A 17,320-nucleotide genomic window follows, 5' to 3' on the forward strand; every position below is an offset into this window, starting at 1 on the left:
GCTAGTGTCGAAGGGTGGTGTGGAATGCGGATGAGCTCGGGGACGTCGGCGATCAGCTCGTCGGCGCGTTCCAGAACCCCGGCATCCTCATCGGCATCCCGCTGGCTCTGCTCGGAGCGGTCTTCATGTCGTTCGGTGCGCAGTACCAGCATCGCGGCGTGACGAAGGTCGAGAGGCTCACCGGCTCATCGGGCAGCGGCGGACTCGAGTTCAGCCATCTGCTGCGGCTGCTGGCGCGCCCGTCATGGGTGATCGGCACCGTCATGCTGGGGCTCGCGATCGTGTGCCAGCTGTCGGCGCTGGCCTTCGCACCCCTCATCGTGGTGCAGCCGCTCGGCGCCATCGCCCTCGTCATCACGACCCTCCTGAACGCGCAGATCAGCGGCCACAAGCCGACCAGGCGCTCGCTCATCGCCATCGCCGCGTGCGTCGGCGGCATCTTCGTCTTCGTGGCGATCGCCGCGCTGTACGCGACCGAGAAGCCGGTGTCCAACACCGAGCTGATCACGATCCTCGTGCTGCTCGCGGTCGTCGCCATCGTCTTCACCGGCCTGTGGATCTGGCTGCGCAAGCGGATCGGGCCGTTGTTCTACATCATCGCCGCGGGCGTGCTGTACGGCTTCGTCGCGACACTCGCCAAGGTCATCATCGAGCGCATCAAGGCGTCCGACTTCGACTGGCTGACGTTCACATGCCTGGGTGCGCTCCTCGTGGCGGCGATCGTCGGGGCGTACTTCGTGCAGAGCGCGTACGCATCGGGCCCACCCGACCTCGTCGTGGCCGGCCTCACGGTCGTGGATCCGATCGTCGCGATCATCATCGGCCTGACGATCCTGCAAGAGGCCGCCGGCGCTCCGCTGTGGGTGTTCATCTCGTTCGGCATCGTCGGCGCGATCGCGGTGTGGGGCGTCTTCCAGCTCGCCCGGCATCACCCCCAGGTCGTGAGCGACAGCCAGGAGCTTCCCATCCAGCGCGGCAGCCAGGGGGGACCGGTGGATGCCGCCCACCCGCGCACCGGCTCGGTCAAGGTCACCGAGGCCGTGGCGAAGGTGTGGCCCGAGCCGCCGGTGAAGGACAAGTCCGACTCGCCGGACAGCCGCGAACGGTAGGCTCTTGTGCGCGCACACGCGTGCGGGGCGGTGGCCAAGCTGGTCAAGGCAGCGGGCTCATAACCCGACGATCGCGGGTTCAAGTCCCGCCCGCCCTACTCACACGGACGCCGCAGCTCACCGGGCTGCGGCGTCCGCGGTCTTTGTCGGGACTATTTCGTACAGTGCCCTAACTTTCGGGGGGACTGCTACTGACTTTGCGGGCGCGTTGGCTGTAGCGTCATCGACAGCAACCTGTCCCTGACTCCTGACGGAGGCAACAATGAAGTTCCTGCAGAGGCTCGGCAGATCGATCATGCTCCCGGTGGCTGTGCTGCCGGTCGCTGCGATCCTGTCCGGCATCAGCTACTGGATCAGCAGCGCCACGGGCGGCGCGAACATCTTCTCGGCGTTCCTGGGCGCCGCCGGTGGTGCGCTGCTCGACAACATGGCGCTGCTGTTCGCGGTCGGCATCTCGATCGGCATGGCCAACAAGTCCGACGGCACCTCGGCCCTGGCCGGTCTCGTGTCGTGGCTGACGGTCACCACGCTGCTCAAGCCCGAGACCGTGATGCTGTTCACGGGCGTCGACGACGTGAACCAGGTCGACCCGGCGTTCCTGAAGGTGCAGAACGTCTTCGTCGGCATCATCTGCGGTCTGATCGGCGCATACTGCTACAACAAGTTCAAGGACACGAGGCTCCCCGACGCCCTGTCGTTCTTCTCGGGCAAGCGCTCGGTCGCCATCGTCACCGCGGGCTTCTCGCTCGTGGTCGCCATCGTGCTCTTCTTCGTGTGGCCGTTCGTCTACACGGGCCTGGTCACGTTCGGCGAGTGGATCGTGACGCTCGGCCCGTTCGGCACCGGCATCTACGGCTTCCTCAACCGCCTGCTGATCCCGGTCGGCCTGCATCACGCGCTGAACTCGGTGTTCTGGTTCGATGTGGCAGGCATCAACGACCTGAACAACTTCCTCGCGGGCGAGGGCACGTACGGGGTGACCGGTCAGTACATGACGGGCTTCTTCCCGGTCATGATGTTCGGTCTGCCGGGCGCGGCGCTGGCGATGTACCTGACGGCCAAGACCACCAAGAAGAAGATCGCCTACGGCATCCTGCTCGGCGGCGCGATCTCGTCGTTCTTCGTCGGCGTGACTGAGCCGCTCGAGTTCGCGTTCATGTTCGTCGCCCCGCTGCTGTACGTGGTCCATGCGGTGTTCACCGGCATCTCGATGGCGATCAGCCAGATCCTTCCGGTGCGCATGGGCTTCGGATTCTCGGGCGGCTTCATCGACCTCGTGCTCGGCTGGATGAACCCCATGGCGCAGAACCCGTGGCTCATCCCGGTGATGGGCGTGTTCTGGTTCTTCGTCTACTTCGGGGTGTTCTACTTCCTGATCAAGCGGTTCAACCTGAAGACGCCGGGCCGCGAGGACGACGACACCCTGTCGCAGGGCACCGAGTACGACACATCGTCGACCGACGACAAGTACCTCGTGACGGCCGGTCGCTTCCTCACCGCTCTGGGCGGCAAGGAGAACATCACCGACCTGGAGAACTGCGCGACCCGCCTTCGACTGGAGGTCGGCGACGTCAGCAAGGTCGACGACGCCGCCCTCAAGCGCGCCGGCGCCGCCGGCACGATGAAGCCGGGTGGCAAGTCCGTCCAGGTCGTCTACGGGACCAACGTGCAGTTCGTGAAGGACGCCATGGAGGCGATCATGAACGGCCAGGCCGAGGCACCCGTCGGTGCCACGCCCGAGCCGGCCGTCGAAGCGGCCGCCGGCAGCACCGCGGTCCTGACCGACACCGCCAAGGCGACCGTGACGCTGCGCCAGCCGCTGGAGGGCCGCGTCGTTCCGCTCTCGGAGGTGCCCGACCCCACGTTCGCACAGGGGATCATGGGCCCGGGTCTCGCGATCCAGCCGACCGGCGACACGGTCGTGGCTCCCGCCGACGGCACGATCGGCGCCACCTTCGACACGAGCCACGCCGTGGCCCTCGTGCTGGAAGACGGCACCGAGCTGCTCATCCACGTCGGGATCGACACGGTGGGCATGAAGGGCGACGGCTTCCAGACGCTGGTCGAGAAGGGTCAGAAGGTCACGGCCGGCACGCCGCTCCTGCGCTTCGACCTCGCGAAGATCCAGGCGGCCGGTCACCCGGCGATCACGCCGGTGATCGTGCTCAACAACGAGGACGCGACGGTCGCGTTCGAGTAACGCGTACGACAGAGGGGGAGTGGATGCCGCGGCTCGCGGCATCCACTCCCTCTCTCACATCGCGGCGCCGATGTACGAGTACTTGACGAAGACCTCGGGCGCGAGCCCGGCCTCTTCGAGGACGCCCTGGACGGCGGCCAGCATGTAGCTGGAGTCCCAGCCCATGTAGAGCGAGTGCTCGTCGTCCAGCCGGTCCCACTGGCCGTTCCAGGACTGAGCCGTGTACACGGGACCGCCGCGTCGCGCGCTGTACGACACGACCGCGTCGCGCGCATCGGCCCACAGGCGTTTGAAGACGCGGTTGAAGAGGTACTTCACGTCGGGCACCTCCCAGTGCTCGCCGCAGTACTCCACGTACGACCACTCGCGATGCCACCCGGCGGGCCAGCCGCGGCGGCGGACGGCATCGAGGATCGGCGTGAGCCCATCGTCATCGATGGCGGGGCCGCCAGGACGCCGCCACACCTCGACGAAACGGTCGGTGAGCCGCGCCGACCGCTCCGCGATGGCGGCGGTGCCCCAGGCGGGCAGCCCGGCGAGCTCGGCCGTCGTCGACACCGCGCTGCGCGCGTAGAGCGCGCGTTTGTCGGGGAAGGAGCGATCGAAGGCACGGACGGCCAGATCCTCTTCGAGGACGGTCAGATTGCCGATCGTCTTCGCGAGGGCGCGATGGCTGTTCTGCTCGTCGTCGCTGTACGACGACCATTCGCGCACGCCGTCGCCCGACCAGCCGTCGCCGGGCGCGAGCGGGAAGATGTGCTCGAGGTCCAGCCCGGTGGCGCCGTCGACACCCGCGATCCTGCCCAGGATGTAGGCGGCGTGGGGGAGCTCGGAGTACTTGAGCGCCACCGCGATGCGCTCGTCTGAAGGCGTGATGCGCGAGATCGCCGACACGAGCGCTTCGGGCCCTTCCTCGCGCGCACGGCAGAGGCGCGCGACGAGCCGGTCCGTCCCGGTCCCGACCACGGAGCGACGGGCGAGCAGGGACTGCACCATCTCCAGCGTCTCGATCAGCTCGTCCCGCCCGATCGCGCCCAGCTCGTGATCGCGGTAGGCGCGCATCACGAGCGGGTACATCCCCGAGCCGAACGTGCTCAGGTAGCCGAGCTGGCGCGCGACGACGGCATCCGTCGCCTCCTCCGGATGCAGCAGCACGCGGTACACGCGCGAGAACGCACGCCATTCCTCGGCGTGGGTGACGAGGTCGGCGAACTCCAGGCGCGGGAACTCGGCGCGGAACGCGTCGTACACACCGCGTCCGCCCACCACCGTCACCTCGCGGCCGGTCCGCATGACGAGGTACTGGCGCCAGAACTCGGCGATCGCCTCTCCGGTGTTCTGCTCGATCGGCTGCCAGTAGTCCGACTCGACCTCACGCTGCTCGGCGTGGGTGAGCCCCATCAGCACGTAGTTGTGGATGAGCTCGTGATCACGCAGCGGCTCGCCCGTCGAGTTGAGGCTCTCGAAGATCTGCTGGGCGTTCGCCCCCGCGCCGAGCGTGATCGCCACGTGCTCGAGCTTCTGCAGGCCGCGCCAGATGTGCGCGGCCTCGTCGAGGCTGATCTGGCTGCGGAAGAAGGCATAGTTGTCGTCGAACCGCGAATCGCGCTGCTCGCCGGGCGGGAGCGGAAGGTCGAGCACGACCCTTTCGAACACGGACGCCCACGCGCGATGAGGGCGCAGCTTCGTGCGCGTCTGGTCGTGCGAGTGCACGAGCACACGCTGGAGCTCGTCGGCCAGGGCGGGGTCGGACTCGCGCACGGTGTGGTGCAGCGCCGCCACCAGGAGCATGAGCGTCGTCGTGCGCTGCTGGCCGTCGATCAGCACGAGCTCGGCCTCCGGCCCCTCACCGCTGGCGGACGAGAGGATGGATCCGATGAAGTGCATGTGGCGGTCGTCGAGGTCTGCCACCGCGCGGATGTCGGCCAGGAGCTGCTCGCACCCGCCGATGTCCCACCGGTACTGCCGCTGGTAGACCGGGACGACGATCGTCCAGTCCGCGGCTGACAGCCACCCGACCGTGTTGACAGCAGTTGCGTCGACGTTCGTGGCAGTGACCATAGCCGTTCCAGTCTAGGAGGGCGGTGCGGCGCCGAGCCGGGCGACGGGCGGCCTCCGGTTATTCACGGCCGGGCCACCGGGCCCCTCCGGGGCCCCGAGGTAGGCTTGCCTAAGTTGAGCCTGTTAAAACGTGCTGGCTCACTGACCGAAAGGCATGATTCGTCATGGGTTACATCAAGTCCGCCGCTCTCGATGAGACCGGCTTCGTGGTCCTCGACTCCTACGGGGAAGAGGTCGACCCGAAGGAATGGCTCAGCATCGAGTACGTCGACTGGAAGTCGTCGGGTGACACCCGCTTCGCTCCGCTGGCCTCGGCCAAGGGCGAGATCGAGTGCAACGGCTTCTGGAACCACACGCCGCCGCGCACCGACAAGGACGGCGTCTGGATCCCCGAGCAGACCGAGAAGGCCCCGACGCTGACGCGTCGCGCGCAGGAGCCGGGCGCCAACGTCGGCCGCTGCCGCATCATCGAACTGCAGCCGAACTCGTACGCGGACGCGCTGTACAACCTGCACCAGGACGACAACAACCGCCTCAATCCGGACGGCACCGGCTGGGTCGTGCGCGGGTTCTTCAACCTCACCGACGACAAGAACAGCTACTTCGTGCTGCGCGAGAACCGCACGGACCCGAGCATCGAGTACCGTGTGGCGCTGCCCGCCGGCGCGCAGCTGATCGTCGACACGCAGCGCCTGTGGCACGCGGTGCACCACGACGGCACCGAGCCGCGCTACTGCCTCATCACGTCGTGGGAGTCCGGCCCCGAGCTCGACGCCTACATGGAGAAGTACCACGCCGTGCCGACCGCGCCGCAGTTCGAGGTCGCACAGGACGTCCTCGACGCCGGCCAGGCCGAGCAGGCGCGCCGCGACGCCGCCCGTGCCGCCTACTACGCCGCGAAGGGCAAGGCCGAGGTCCAGGCGATGAGCGAGGCCTGAGCCACCAGCCGTGCGAGAGGGCGTGGGAATCACAGTCTTGTGATTCCCACGCCCTCTCGGCCATAATGGGCCGCAGCACAACCGAACAGCAGCCATGAACCCGTTTCAGGTCGTAGGGGAAGACGCACCTGAAGAAACGGAGACATCATGGCGACAACACAGGCGCGTGGGGTGATCTTCATCCACTCCGCGCCACGCGCGTTGTGCCCCCACCTGGAATGGGCGGTCGGCCGTGCTCTCGGTCGTGCGGTGAGCTTCGACTGGGCAGACCAGCCGGTCCTCGCCGGCAGCCGTCGTGCGGAGTTCTACTGGGAGGGCTCGGCGGGCACCGGCGCCGCCCTCGCGACCGCGATCCGCGGCTGGGAGCACCTGCGCTTCGAGGTCACCGAAGACCCCACACCGCGCAGCGACGGCGGTCGCTGGCTGCACACGCCAGGTCTCGGCATCCACTACGCCCAGACGGACACCGCGGGCAACGTCGTCATCGGCGAGGACCGCATCCGCTACGCCCTCGAGATCGCGGGGAGCGACCCGCTCGAACTCAACCGCGAGCTCCAGGTCGCGCTCGGCTCCGCCTGGGATGACGAGCTCGAGCCGTTCCGTCACGCCAGCGACGACGCCCCCGTCGTCTGGCTGCACAAGGTCGGCTGAGGCAGCGGCGACGTGAACGTGGGGTGACACAGGCGCAGGCGGTGCGAGGCGCCACTACCGAGGCTCGGAGGCCATGAATCCCGGGTCGCGGGACCGCGAACCACCGCCTGACACGACAGACGCCCCCCGGAGGCTTCCCGGGGGGCGTCTTCGTCTGTGATGCGTCAGACGGACGCGAACGCGACGACGGCGTTGTGCCCGCCGAACCCGAACGAGTTGCTGATCGCGAGCTGCTGCCCGTCGCCGAGCGGCGTCGGGGTGCCCGAGATGCGGAAGGGCACCTCGGGGTCCTGCGTCGTCAGATTGATGGTCGGGGGAGCGACGCGGTCGCGCAGCGCGAGCACCGTGAAGATCGCCTCGAGCGCACCGGTGCCGCCGAGCAGGTGTCCGGTCGACGCCTTGGTGGCCGACACGATGATGTCGTCGATGCGATCGCCGAACACGGCCTTGAGGGCCTTGTACTCGTTCGGGTCGCCGACGGGTGTCGACGTGGCATGGGCGTTGATGTGGGTGACATCGCCGGGTGCGGCATCCGCCATCTTCAGCGCGAGCTCGACGGCGCGTGCGGCGCCGAGGCCCTCGGGGTCGTTGGCGGTGATGTGGTACGAGTCGGCCGTGACGCCGCCGCCCACGACGGCCGCGTAGATCTTGGCGCCGCGGGCGCGGGCGTGCTCCTCGGTCTCGAGCACGAGCGCACCGGCGCCCTCGCCCATGACGAAGCCGTCACGGTCGATGCTCGTCGGCCGCGACGCGGTCGCCGGGTCGTCGTTCCGCTTGGAGAGCGCCTGCATCGACGCGAACGAGGCGATCGTGATCGGGTGGATCGCCGACTCGGTGCCACCGGCGATCACGACGTCGGCGTAGCCGGCGCGGATGTGCTCGACGGCGTTCACGATCGACTCGGTGCTCGACGCGCAGGCGCTGGCGACGGTGCGCGCGTAGGCGCGCGCGCCGAAGTGCAGCGACAGGTTGCCCGCCGCAGCGTTGGGCATGAGCATCGGGACCGTCATCGGCAGGACGCGACGCGGGCCCTTCTCGCGCAGCGTGTCCCACGCGTCCAGGAGGGTCCACACGCCGCCGATGCCGGTCGCGAAGTCGACGCCCAGACGCTCAGGCTCGACCTCGGGGCTGCCGGCATCCGCCCACGCCTCCATGGCCGCGACCAGCGCGAACTGGGAGGACGGGTCCAGGCGCTTGGCGATGGGACGCTCGAGCACGGTGTCGGGGCGCACCTTGGCCTCGGCCGCGAACGTGACGGGCAGCTGGTACTGCTCGACCCAGTCGTGTTCGAGGGTGCGGGTGCCGGAGACGCCGTCCAGGAGCGCGGACCAGCTCTCGGGTGCCGTGCCGCCCAGCGGCGACGAGGCGCCGATGCCGGTCACGACGATGCGGGAGTTGCTCATGTCGTTCTAGATCCTCGTGGGTTTCTACCGGCGGGGGCTCTGCGCCCCCGCCGGTGACGATTACGCCTGGTTCGACGTGATGAAGGTGACGGCGTCGCCGACGGTCTTGAGGTTCTTGACCTCGTCATCGGGGATCGTCACACCGAACTTCTCCTCGGCGTTGACGACGATCGTCATCATCGAGATCGAGTCGATGTCGAGGTCGTCCGTGAACGACTTCTCGAGCGCGACCTCGTCGGCCGAGATGCCCGTCTCGTCGGTGATGAGCTCGGCGAGTCCGGCGAGGACCTCGTCGTTGGTGAATGCCATGGGATTCTCCTGTTTTGGGTTGGGGCCTGTGTGTCAGGGATTGCGGTGCCCGGACGGGCCGGGAATCAGTCTAGAGTCGCGGTTCGCCGCGTCAGGGGAGGACGACGACCTGGGCGCCGAACACCAGTCCTGCGCCGAAGCCGATCTGCAGCGCCAGGCCACCGCTGAGCTCGGGGTGCTCCTCGAGCAGGCGATGCGTGGCCAGCGGGATCGACGCCGCCGACGTGTTGCCGGTGGTCTCGATGTCGCGGGCGATGACGACGCTCTCGGGCAGCTTCAGCTGCTTGGCGAACTCGTCGACGATGCGCATGTTGGCCTGGTGGGGGACGAAGGCGGCGAGGTCGGATGCCTCGACCCCGGCCTCCTCGAGCGCCTGGCGCGCGACCTTCACCATCTCCCACACGGCCCACCGGAACACCGTCGGGCCTTCCTGGCGCAGCGTCGGCCACGGCGCGGCGCCGTCGCGGAACTCGTTGAGGGTGTGGTTCATGCCGACAGCGTCGGCCTTGGAGCCGTCGGAGCCCCACACCGTCGGGCCGATGCCCGGGGTGTCGCTCGGACCGACGACGGCGGCGCCCGCACCGTCGCCGAGGAGGAACGAGATGCTCCGGTCGGTCGGGTCGACGATGTCGCTGAGCTTCTCGGTGCCGATCACGACGGCGTAGTGCGCGGCGCCGGCGCGGATCAGCGCGTCGGCCTGCGCGATGCCGTAGGCGAATCCCGCGCACGCGGCGTTGACGTCGTACGCCGCGGCGGGGTTGGCACCGACGCGGTCGGCGACGATCGCCGACACCGACGGCGTCTGCTTCGGGTTGCTGATGGTGGCGACGATCACCGCGTCGACCTGGCTGGGGTCGACGCCGGAGCGCTCGATGGCCTCGCGTGCGGCATCCGTCGCGAGATCGATCGCGTCCGTCTCGGGCACCGCGCGCATGCGCGTCACGATCCCGGTGCGCTGCCGGATCCACTCGTCACTGGAGTCGATCGGGCCGATGAGGTCCTCGTTGGGGACCGCGATCTCACCGCGCGCGGCGCCGTAGGCGTAGATGCGCGTGTGAGCGGGCCCGGTGGGCTGGACGAGGGTGCGGGTCATGCTTCTCTCCGGGTCAGGCGTCGACGGCCACCAGCGCGGCGGCGGCCTCCAGGTCGTCGGGTGTCTTGACGGCGACGGCGGGCGTGCCGCGCAGCGCGCGCTTCGCGAGCCCGACCAGCGTCCCCGCCGGTGACAGCTCCACGATGCCCGACACACCGGCGTCCGCGAAAGACGCCATGCACAGGTCCCAGCGCACAGGGGAGGCGACCTGGTCGACGAGCAGATCCACGAACGCGGACCCGGACGCGACGGCCGAGCCGTCGCGGTTGGTCCAGATGGTCAGGGACGGGTCGGATGCCGCCACCTCGGCGGCCGCGACGCGCAGCGCCTGCACGGCCGGCGCCATGTACTCGGTGTGGAAGGCGCCCGCGACCTGCAGCGGAATGACCCGCGTGCCCGCCACCGGCTCGGCCGCGAGCGCCTGCAGCGCCTCGACGGCGCCGGCGACGACGAGCTGTCCGCCGCCGTTGTAGTTGGCCGGCGACAGACCGAGCTCGGCGAGCCGCGCCAGGACGGCCGCCTCATCGCCTCCGATGACGGCGCTCATGCCGGTCTCGGCGGCCGCTGCCGCCTCCGCCATCGCGCGCCCGCGGATGCCCACGAGGGCCAGCGCGGCCTGCTCGCTGAGGATGCCGGCGGCCGCTGCCGCCGCGAATTCTCCGACCGAGTGGCCGGCGACGCCCGCGATGCCTGCGCGGTCGGGGAGGGCGTTCCACGACAGGAGGCTCGCCGCCACGATGAGCGGCTGCGCCACCTGGGTGTCGCGGATGCGGTCGGCGTCCCATTCGGTGCCGGCGGCGACGAGGTCGACGCCCGACCACTCGGAATACTGGGCCAGCCGCTCGGCGGTGCCGTCGAGCTGGAGCCAGGGGGTCAGGAAGCCGGGGGACTGGGAGCCCTGCCCCGGGAAGACAGCGATACGCACCGTTCCATCCTGCCAAGGATCAGCACGCGCGTTCTGGCGACACCGTCACAAGAATTCCGCGGACCTTTGTGCGCGTCCCACACGGACTGCTGTCAGAGTGGACCGCGCCGGGCCGCGGTCGGACGCCGGCGGGTGGCATCCGTGCCGATGGATCCGAGGATCAGCGCCGTCTGCAGGATGAGCGCCTCACGCGGGCCCGTCGCATCCCACCCGATCACCTCGGACACGCGCTTCAGGCGGTACCGCACCGTGTTGGGGTGGACGAACAGCTCGCGCGCGGTCGCCTCGAGCGAGCGTCCGTTGTCGAGGTACGCCCACAGGGTGGAGACGAGGTCGGCGCTGTGCGACTGCAGTGGGCGGTAGATGCGCTCGACGAGCGTGAGCTTGGCGAGCGGGTCGCCCGCGAGGGCGCGTTCGGGAAGGAGGTCATCCGCCTCGACCGGCCGCGGCGCGTGCCGCCAGGCCCGTGCGACGGCGAAGCCGGCGAGGGCGGCGCGCGCGCTCTGGCTCGCGTCGACCAGTGCGGGCACCGTGGGCCCCAGCACGAGATATCCGGAACCGAAGCCCGGCTCGAGCCGCTTGGCGATGTCGCCGAACGGCAGCTCCACGACGGTCTCGTCCGTGCCCGCCGACGTCTCGGAGCGCCCGACGACGAGCACGAGCCGCGATCCCTGCACGCCGATCAGCACGTCGACGCCCAGCTTGCGGGCGGTGCGACGCAGCTGGTCCACGTCGAACTGCGCGGGGGTGGTGCCCACGAGCACCGCCACTTCGCCGTGGCCGTGCCAGCCCAGTGCCGCGATGCGGCTCGGGAGCTCTTCGTCGGCCTCGCCCGTGAGGATCGAGTCGACGACGAGCGCCTCCAGACGCGCATCCCAGAGCCCGCGCGCCTCGGCGGCCCTCGCGTACACGTCCGCCGCGGCGAACGCCACCTCGCGCGAATAGAGCAGGATCGCCTCGCGGAGGTCGTCGCCCCTGCCGGCGACGCGTTCCTCGGTCACCTCGACCGTCACGCGGATGAGCTGGAGCGTCTGCTGCAGGCTGACGCTGCGCAGCAGCTCGCGCGGAGCCGCGGCGAAGATGTCGGAGGCGATCCACGGCGTCGACCCGGGGTCGTCGTACCACTGGATGAACGAGGTGATGCCGGCCTGGGCCACCAGCCCGACGGCGGACCGTCGGGCCGGTGGCATCTCGGCGTACCAGGGCAGCGTGTCTTCGAGGCGCTTGATGGTGACGGTCGCGATATCGCCCGAGATGCGGCGCAGCCACGCCAGCGTCTCGGTCTTCTCCATCACCTCGACAGGCTTGCCCATTCGCGGATCAGCTCTCGCCGCCCGCGTTCCCGCTCGTACCGGCGGTCACGTCGTGGAGGCGATACTTCTCGATCGCCTGCGCAGCGAGGCCGCGGTCGACCGCGCCCTCTTCGGCCAGCGCCTGGAGGGTGCGGACCACGACGGACGGGCCGTCGATCTTGAAGAACCGGCGGGCGGCCGCGCGCGTGTCCGAGAAGCCGAAGCCGTCGGCCCCGAGCGTCGCGAAGCGGTTCGGCACCCACGGACGGATCTGGTCCTGGACCGCGTGCATGAAGTCGCTCACGGCGACCACGGGGCCCTGGACGTCCTTCAGCTTCTCGGTGAGGTACGCGGTGCGCGGCTCCTCGCCGGGGAAGAGGAAGTTGTGCTCGTCGGCGGCGAGGCCGTCGCGGCGCAGCTCCGACCACGACGTGACGGACCACACGTCAGCCTGAACGCCCCAGTCCTCACGCAGCAGCTGCTGCGCCTCGAGCGCCCACGGCACGCCGACGCCCGACGCGAAGATCTGCGCGCGCGGCCCTTCGCCCTCGGCGACCGAGATGCGGTGGATGCCGCGCACGATGCCGTCGACGTCCACGTCTGCCGGCTCGGCCGGCTGCACGAGAGGCTCGTTGTACACCGTGAGGTAGTACATGACGTTGGGGTCGGGGTGGTTGCCGCCGTACATGCGGTCCAGGCCCGCGCGGACGATGTGCGCGATCTCGTAGCCATAGGCGGGGTCGTACGCGACCGTCGCCGGGTTCGTCGAGGCGAGCAGGGGCGAGTGCCCGTCCGCGTGCTGCAGTCCCTCGCCGGTCAGCGTCGTGCGGCCTGCGGTCGCGCCGACCACGAAGCCGCGCGCCATCTGGTCGCCGGCAGCCCAGTTGGCGTCGCCGGTGCGCTGGAAACCGAACATCGAGTAGAAGATGTAGACCGGGATCAGCGGCTCACCGTGCGTCGCGTACGACGTGCCGGCGGCGGTGAAGGCGGCCATGGCGCCCGCCTCGTTGATGCCGACGTGCACGATCTGGCCCTGCGGGCTCTCTTTGTACGCCAGCAGGAGCTCGCGGTCGACCGAGGTGTAGTGCTGCCCGTTCGGGTTGTAGATCTTCGCCGTCGGGAAGTAGGCGTCCATACCGAACGTGCGGGCCTCGTCGGGGATGATCGGCACGATGCGGTTGCCGAAGTCCTTCGAGCGGAGCAGGTCCTTGAGCAGACGGACGAACGCCATCGTGGTGGCGATCTCCTGGTTGCCCGAGCCCTTCTTCGGCAGCGCGTACGCCTCGTCGCCCGGGAGCGTGATCGGCACGTGGTGGCTGCGGCGCTCCGGCAGGTAACCGCCCAGGCTGCGGCGACGGTCGAGCATGTACTGCACCGTCTCGTCCTGCTCGCCCGGGTGGAAGTACGGAGGCTGGTAGGGGTTCGACTCGAGCTGCGCGTCCGAGATCGGGATCTGCATCCCGTCGCGGAAGTGCTTGAGGTCCTCGAGCGTCATCTTCTTCATCTGGTGGGTAGCGTTGCGGCCCTCGAAGTGCGGACCCAGGCCGTAGCCCTTGATGGTCTTGGCGAGGATGACCGTCGGCTGGCCCTTGTGCTCGACCGCGGCCTTGAATGCCGCGTACACCTTGCGGTAGTCGTGGCCGCCGCGCTTGAGGTTCCAGATCTGCTCGTCGGTGTAGTCCTTGACCAGGGCGGCGGCTCGCTCGTCACGGCCGAAGAAGTGCTCGCGGACGTACGCGCCGCTCTCGGCCTTGTAGGTCTGGTAGTCGCCGTCGGGGGTGACGTTCATGAGGTTGAGGAGCGCACCGGCGTCGTCGCGCGCGAGCAGGTCGTCCCACTCGCGGCCCCACACGACCTTGATGACGTTCCAGCCCGCGCCGCGGAAGAACGCCTCGAGCTCCTGGATGATCTTGCCGTTGCCGCGGACGGGGCCGTCCAGGCGCTGCAGGTTGCAGTTGACGACGAACGTGAGGTTGTCGAGCCCCTCGTTCGCGGCGACCTGCAGCTGACCGCGGCTCTCGACCTCGTCCATCTCGCCGTCGCCGAGGAACGCCCACACGTGCGAGTCGGACAGGTCCTTGATGCCGCGGTTGGTGAGGTACTTGTTGGCCTGTGCCTGGTAGATCGCGTTGATCGGGCCGAGACCCATCGACACGGTCGGGAACTGCCAGTAGTCGGGCATCAGGCGCGGGTGCGGGTACGACGGCAGCGCGTGCGGCGCGTGCGACTTCTCCTGGCGGAACCCGTCGAGGTCGTCCTCGCCCAGGCGTCCTTCGAGGAAGGAGCGGGCGTACATGCCGGGGGAGGCGTGGCCCTGGAAGAAGACCTGGTCGCCGCCGGACGGGTGGTCGAGGCCCCGGAAGAAGTGGTTGAAGCCCACCTCGTACAGCGCCGCCGACGAGGCGTACGTCGAGATGTGACCGCCCACGCCGATGCCGGGGCGCTGCGCGCGGTGCACCGTGATGGCGGCGTTCCAGCGGATCCAGCGGCGGTACCGGCGCTCCAGCTCCTCGTCGCCGGGGAACTCGGGCTCGTTCTCGGGGGCGATGGTGTTGATGTAGTCCGTGGTGGGAACCTGCGGCACGTTCAGCTGAAGCTCATGCGAGGTCTGCAGCAGGCTCAGCATGATCTCGCGGCCACGACCGTGGCCCTTGGCCTGCACGAGCTGCTGCAGGGATTCCTGCCACTCGGAGGTCTCGTCGGGATCGCTGTCGAGGGAGTCCTGCGAGTACGGATCCTGATCGTTGACAGTCACAGAAGACCTTTCGTCGTCTGGCAGATCGTGCCAGGGAATCGCTACCGGAGCGGGGCGGGCTTTGTCTGCCCGCCACAACGCACCATCTGCCAGCCTACCGAGTTCGAGAGCTTGCGGACGCACCTCGTAGACTGACCGCGAGGGCCTTTAGCTCAGCTGGTAGAGCGCCACGTTTACACCGTGGATGTCGTCGGTTCGATCCCGGCAGGGCCCACCTTCGGATCCCGTGGATGCCGCTCACCCGCGTTCCGCGTCCCCCTCCCGCTCGTGGGACACGACATGGGGGAGCGCGAAGTCCTCGTAACCGGGCTGTCCGACGCGCGAGTGCCGGTGCGAATAGGCGAAGTAGATGACGAACCCGACGACCAGCCACACCAGGAACCGGAGCCACGTCTCGACGGTGAGATTCAGCATCAGGTAGACGCAGATCGCCGCGGAGAGGCCGGGCAGCCAGGGGTTGAGGGGGACGCGGAAGCTGCGATGCAGGTCGGGGCGCTTGCGGCGCAGCACGATGACGCCCACCGAGACCAGCACGAAGGCCGACAGCGTGCCGATGTTGACCATCTCTTCCAGGAGCCCGACCGGCGTGAATCCGGCGACGACCGCGACGATCACGGTGACGACGATCGAGATGACCCACGGCGTGCGGAACCGCGGGTGCACCTTCGCGAGCCCCATCGGCAGCAGGGCGTCGCGCGACATCGCGAAGATGATGCGCGTGGCTCCGATGAGGAGCGTCAGCACGACGGTGGTGAGGCCGGCGACGGCGCCCGCCGAGATGAGCGTCGCCATCCACGTCGCCCCGTGGAACGCGAACGCGTTCGCCAGTGCCGCCGCAGGATCGAGGTCCTGATAGGGCACCATTCCGGTGACCACGAGTGCGACGGCGCAGTACAGCAGCGTGCAGATGAGGAGTGAGGCGATGATTCCGATCGGCATGTCGCGCTGCGGATTGCGCGTCTCTTCCGCGGTCGTGGCGACGACGTCGAACCCGATGTAGGCGAAGAACACCAGGGCGGCGCCGGCGAAGATGCCGCCGACCCCGAACGCGGTCGGCTCGATGCCCGAGAAGAACTGCAGCAGCGGCTGGCTGAGTCCGGTCGCCGCCTCACGCGGCGCGGGGTCGGGGACGAAGGGCGACCAGTTCGCCGGATTCACGAAGAGCAGCCCGGCGACGATCACGAAGAGCACGATGAAGATCTTCACCGCGACCAGGACCAGGTTCACCCGCAGCGACTCCTTGATCCCGAACGTCATGAGCCCGCCCAGCACGAGGACCAGCAGGATGGCCATGAGGTCGACCGTGCCGCCGTAACCGATCTCGGCGGGGATCGGGATGCCGAGCTGCGCGAGCAGCGTGCCGAGGTACGCGCTCCACCCCTGTGCGACCACGCTCGCGCCGAGGAACATCTCCAGGATCAGGTCCCAGCCGATGATCCACGCGAACAGCTCGCCCAGCGAGGAGTACGAGAACGTGTAGGCGGAGCCCGACACCGGGACGGTGGAGGCGAACTCGGCGTAGCAGAGAGCCGCCAGCGTGCACGCGATGGCGGCGACCACGAAGCTGATGACGATCGCGGGACCTGCGACCTCATGCGCGGCGCGTCCGGTCAGCGTGAAGATTCCGGCGCCGATCACCACGCCGATGCCGAACACCGTCAGATCGAGCGCGGTCAGAGACTTCTTGAGCCGGAACTCCGGCTCGTCGGTGTCCGCGATCGACTGCTCGACGGACTTGGTACGGAGAACACCCATCGTTCGCGCCTTTCGTCATCGGAAGGGCCGGTCGTCGAATGCTAGTCCTCGCCGCTCGCGGCGTCGACGCCCCGCGATAGGTTTGTTCCGTGAACGCCAGCCCCGCAGATCAGCGCCGCCTCGTCGAGGTCGCCCAGCTCGACGCCCGCATCCGACAGGCCGACCACGCGCGGCGGAACCCGCCGCAGGCCGCGCGGGTGCAGGAGCTGCTCGGCCGGCGCCAAGAGCTCTCGCGGGAGCTGTCGGTGCGCCTCGGGGTGCGCGACGACCTTCGCACGGAGCTTTCGCGCATCGAGTCGGATGTGGCGGTCGTCGACGCCCGTGCCGCGCGCGACAGCGAGCGCCTGGCAGCCTCCAGCAACCCCAAGGAGGCGCAGAGCCTCGAGAGCGAGCTCGCCTCGCTGGCGCGCCGCAAGGACGACCTCGAAGACGCCGAACTCGCCGTGATGGAGCAGCTCGAGGCCGCCGATGCGGCGGTCGCCGAGCAGGAGGCGCTGATCGCGACGACCAATGCCGAGGGAGCCGAGCTCAGCGCCGACGGCAAGCGCGCGGTGGCCGAGGCCACCGCCGCCTTCGACGCCGCCGAACGGGACCGCGCCGCGATCGCGGGCACGGTGCCCGCCGACCTCCTGGCCGCGTACGATCGCCTCGCCGCCCGCAGTGCGGGCGCCGCGTTCCTGCGAGCTCGCACGTGCGAAGGCTGTCACATGGTCCTCGCGGGCACCGACCTGCAGGTGCTGCGCCAGGCCGCAGAGGACGCCGTCGTGTACTGCCCCGAATGCGGCTGCATCCTCGTCCGCGACGGGGAGTCCGGCCTGTGAGCCGCTCC

Annotated in this window: 13 protein-coding genes and 2 tRNA genes; 7 read left to right on the forward strand and 8 right to left on the reverse strand. The window is 69.2% G+C overall.

The window, feature by feature from the left end; genetic code table 11:
• Positions 1-14 precede the first annotated feature (14 nt).
• From FB391_RS11280 to nagE, 3 genes are all read left to right on the forward strand, one after another.
• The gene (locus FB391_RS11280) at positions 15-1,109 is read left to right on the forward strand and encodes a DMT family transporter (RefSeq protein ID WP_141894459.1); all 1,095 of its coding nucleotides are present in this window, start codon (positions 15-17) and stop codon (positions 1,107-1,109) included.
• Positions 1,110-1,133: 24 nt separating this feature from the next.
• A tRNA-Ile gene (locus tag FB391_RS11285) sits at positions 1,134-1,207 on the forward strand.
• A gap of 164 nt (positions 1,208-1,371) precedes the next feature.
• Complete coding sequence (nagE, locus tag FB391_RS11290) at positions 1,372-3,309, forward strand: N-acetylglucosamine-specific PTS transporter subunit IIBC (RefSeq protein WP_141894460.1); 1,938 nt, start codon at positions 1,372-1,374, stop codon at positions 3,307-3,309.
• Between the two features lie 54 nt (positions 3,310-3,363).
• Here the strand turns inward: nagE and FB391_RS11295 are convergent, their stop codons facing one another.
• The gene (locus FB391_RS11295; RefSeq protein WP_141894461.1) at positions 3,364-5,370 is read right to left on the reverse strand and encodes a DUF262 domain-containing protein; all 2,007 of its coding nucleotides are present in this window, start codon (positions 5,368-5,370) and stop codon (positions 3,364-3,366) included.
• A gap of 164 nt (positions 5,371-5,534) precedes the next feature.
• Here FB391_RS11295 and FB391_RS11300 point away from each other — a divergent pair, with 164 nt between their 5' ends.
• Both FB391_RS11300 and FB391_RS11305 read left to right on the forward strand, forming a co-directional pair.
• On the forward strand, positions 5,535-6,308 hold the full coding sequence (locus FB391_RS11300; protein WP_141894462.1) for a hypothetical protein: 774 nt from the start codon (positions 5,535-5,537) through the stop codon (positions 6,306-6,308).
• A 147-nt stretch (positions 6,309-6,455) separates the two neighbouring features.
• Complete coding sequence (locus tag FB391_RS11305; RefSeq protein ID WP_141894463.1) at positions 6,456-6,959, forward strand: DUF3145 domain-containing protein; 504 nt, start codon at positions 6,456-6,458, stop codon at positions 6,957-6,959.
• A gap of 164 nt (positions 6,960-7,123) precedes the next feature.
• On the opposite strand, the gene FB391_RS11310 is transcribed toward FB391_RS11305, so the two are convergent.
• The 6 genes from FB391_RS11310 to aceE form a co-directional block, all read right to left on the reverse strand.
• Positions 7,124-8,362 (reverse strand): beta-ketoacyl-[acyl-carrier-protein] synthase family protein, encoded by a 1,239-nt coding sequence (locus FB391_RS11310; RefSeq protein WP_141894464.1) that lies wholly within the window; start codon positions 8,360-8,362, stop codon positions 7,124-7,126.
• A gap of 60 nt (positions 8,363-8,422) precedes the next feature.
• A complete protein-coding gene (locus tag FB391_RS11315; RefSeq protein ID WP_013586517.1) occupies positions 8,423-8,671 on the reverse strand; it encodes an acyl carrier protein in 249 nt (82 codons plus the stop codon).
• 91 nt (positions 8,672-8,762) lie between these two features.
• A complete protein-coding gene (locus tag FB391_RS11320; protein ID WP_141894465.1) occupies positions 8,763-9,764 on the reverse strand; it encodes a beta-ketoacyl-ACP synthase III in 1,002 nt (333 codons plus the stop codon).
• Positions 9,765-9,777: 13 nt separating this feature from the next.
• On the reverse strand, positions 9,778-10,689 hold the full coding sequence (locus FB391_RS11325) for an ACP S-malonyltransferase (RefSeq protein WP_141894466.1): 912 nt from the start codon (positions 10,687-10,689) through the stop codon (positions 9,778-9,780).
• A 92-nt stretch (positions 10,690-10,781) separates the two neighbouring features.
• Entirely contained in the window at positions 10,782-12,002 is a 1,221-nt protein-coding gene (locus FB391_RS11330) for a PucR family transcriptional regulator (protein ID WP_141894467.1), read from the reverse strand.
• Between the two features lie 7 nt (positions 12,003-12,009).
• The gene (aceE, locus tag FB391_RS11335; RefSeq protein WP_141894468.1) at positions 12,010-14,736 is read right to left on the reverse strand and encodes a pyruvate dehydrogenase (acetyl-transferring), homodimeric type; all 2,727 of its coding nucleotides are present in this window, start codon (positions 14,734-14,736) and stop codon (positions 12,010-12,012) included.
• Between the two features lie 141 nt (positions 14,737-14,877).
• Between aceE and FB391_RS11340 the strand changes: the two genes are divergently transcribed.
• A tRNA-Val gene (locus FB391_RS11340) sits at positions 14,878-14,950 on the forward strand.
• Between the two features lie 23 nt (positions 14,951-14,973).
• Here the strand turns inward: FB391_RS11340 and FB391_RS11345 are convergent.
• Positions 14,974-16,491, reverse strand: a complete 1,518-nt coding sequence (locus FB391_RS11345) for an amino acid permease (protein ID WP_141894469.1) — start codon at positions 16,489-16,491, stop codon at positions 14,974-14,976.
• A gap of 89 nt (positions 16,492-16,580) precedes the next feature.
• On the opposite strand from FB391_RS11345, the gene FB391_RS11350 reads away from it, so the two are divergent.
• Positions 16,581-17,312: a zinc ribbon domain-containing protein gene (locus FB391_RS11350; RefSeq protein ID WP_141894470.1), complete on the forward strand. Its 732-nt coding sequence runs from the start codon at positions 16,581-16,583 to the stop codon at positions 17,310-17,312.
• Positions 17,313-17,320: the final 8 nt, after the last annotated feature.

The organism is Microbacterium kyungheense (assembly GCF_006783905.1).
Taxonomy (GTDB): domain Bacteria; phylum Actinomycetota; class Actinomycetes; order Actinomycetales; family Microbacteriaceae; genus Microbacterium; species Microbacterium kyungheense.

What these genes read in the sequence shown, in the direction of transcription:
- nagE (WP_141894460.1), top strand. Translation starts at nt 1,372, where the DNA reads ATGAAGTTCCTGCAGAGGCTCGGCAGATCGATCATGCTCCCGGTGGCT.
- FB391_RS11295 (WP_141894461.1), bottom strand. Translation starts at nt 5,370, where the DNA reads ATGGTCACTGCCACGAACGTCGACGCAACTGCTGTCAACACGGTCGGG.
- FB391_RS11300 (WP_141894462.1), top strand. Translation starts at nt 5,535, where the DNA reads ATGGGTTACATCAAGTCCGCCGCTCTCGATGAGACCGGCTTCGTGGTC.
- FB391_RS11305 (WP_141894463.1), top strand. Translation starts at nt 6,456, where the DNA reads ATGGCGACAACACAGGCGCGTGGGGTGATCTTCATCCACTCCGCGCCA.
- FB391_RS11310 (WP_141894464.1), bottom strand. Translation starts at nt 8,362, where the DNA reads ATGAGCAACTCCCGCATCGTCGTGACCGGCATCGGCGCCTCGTCGCCG.
- FB391_RS11315 (WP_013586517.1), bottom strand. Translation starts at nt 8,671, where the DNA reads ATGGCATTCACCAACGACGAGGTCCTCGCCGGACTCGCCGAGCTCATC.
- FB391_RS11320 (WP_141894465.1), bottom strand. Translation starts at nt 9,764, where the DNA reads ATGACCCGCACCCTCGTCCAGCCCACCGGGCCCGCTCACACGCGCATC.
- FB391_RS11330 (WP_141894467.1), bottom strand. Translation starts at nt 12,002, where the DNA reads ATGGGCAAGCCTGTCGAGGTGATGGAGAAGACCGAGACGCTGGCGTGG.
- FB391_RS11345 (WP_141894469.1), bottom strand. Translation starts at nt 16,491, where the DNA reads ATGGGTGTTCTCCGTACCAAGTCCGTCGAGCAGTCGATCGCGGACACC.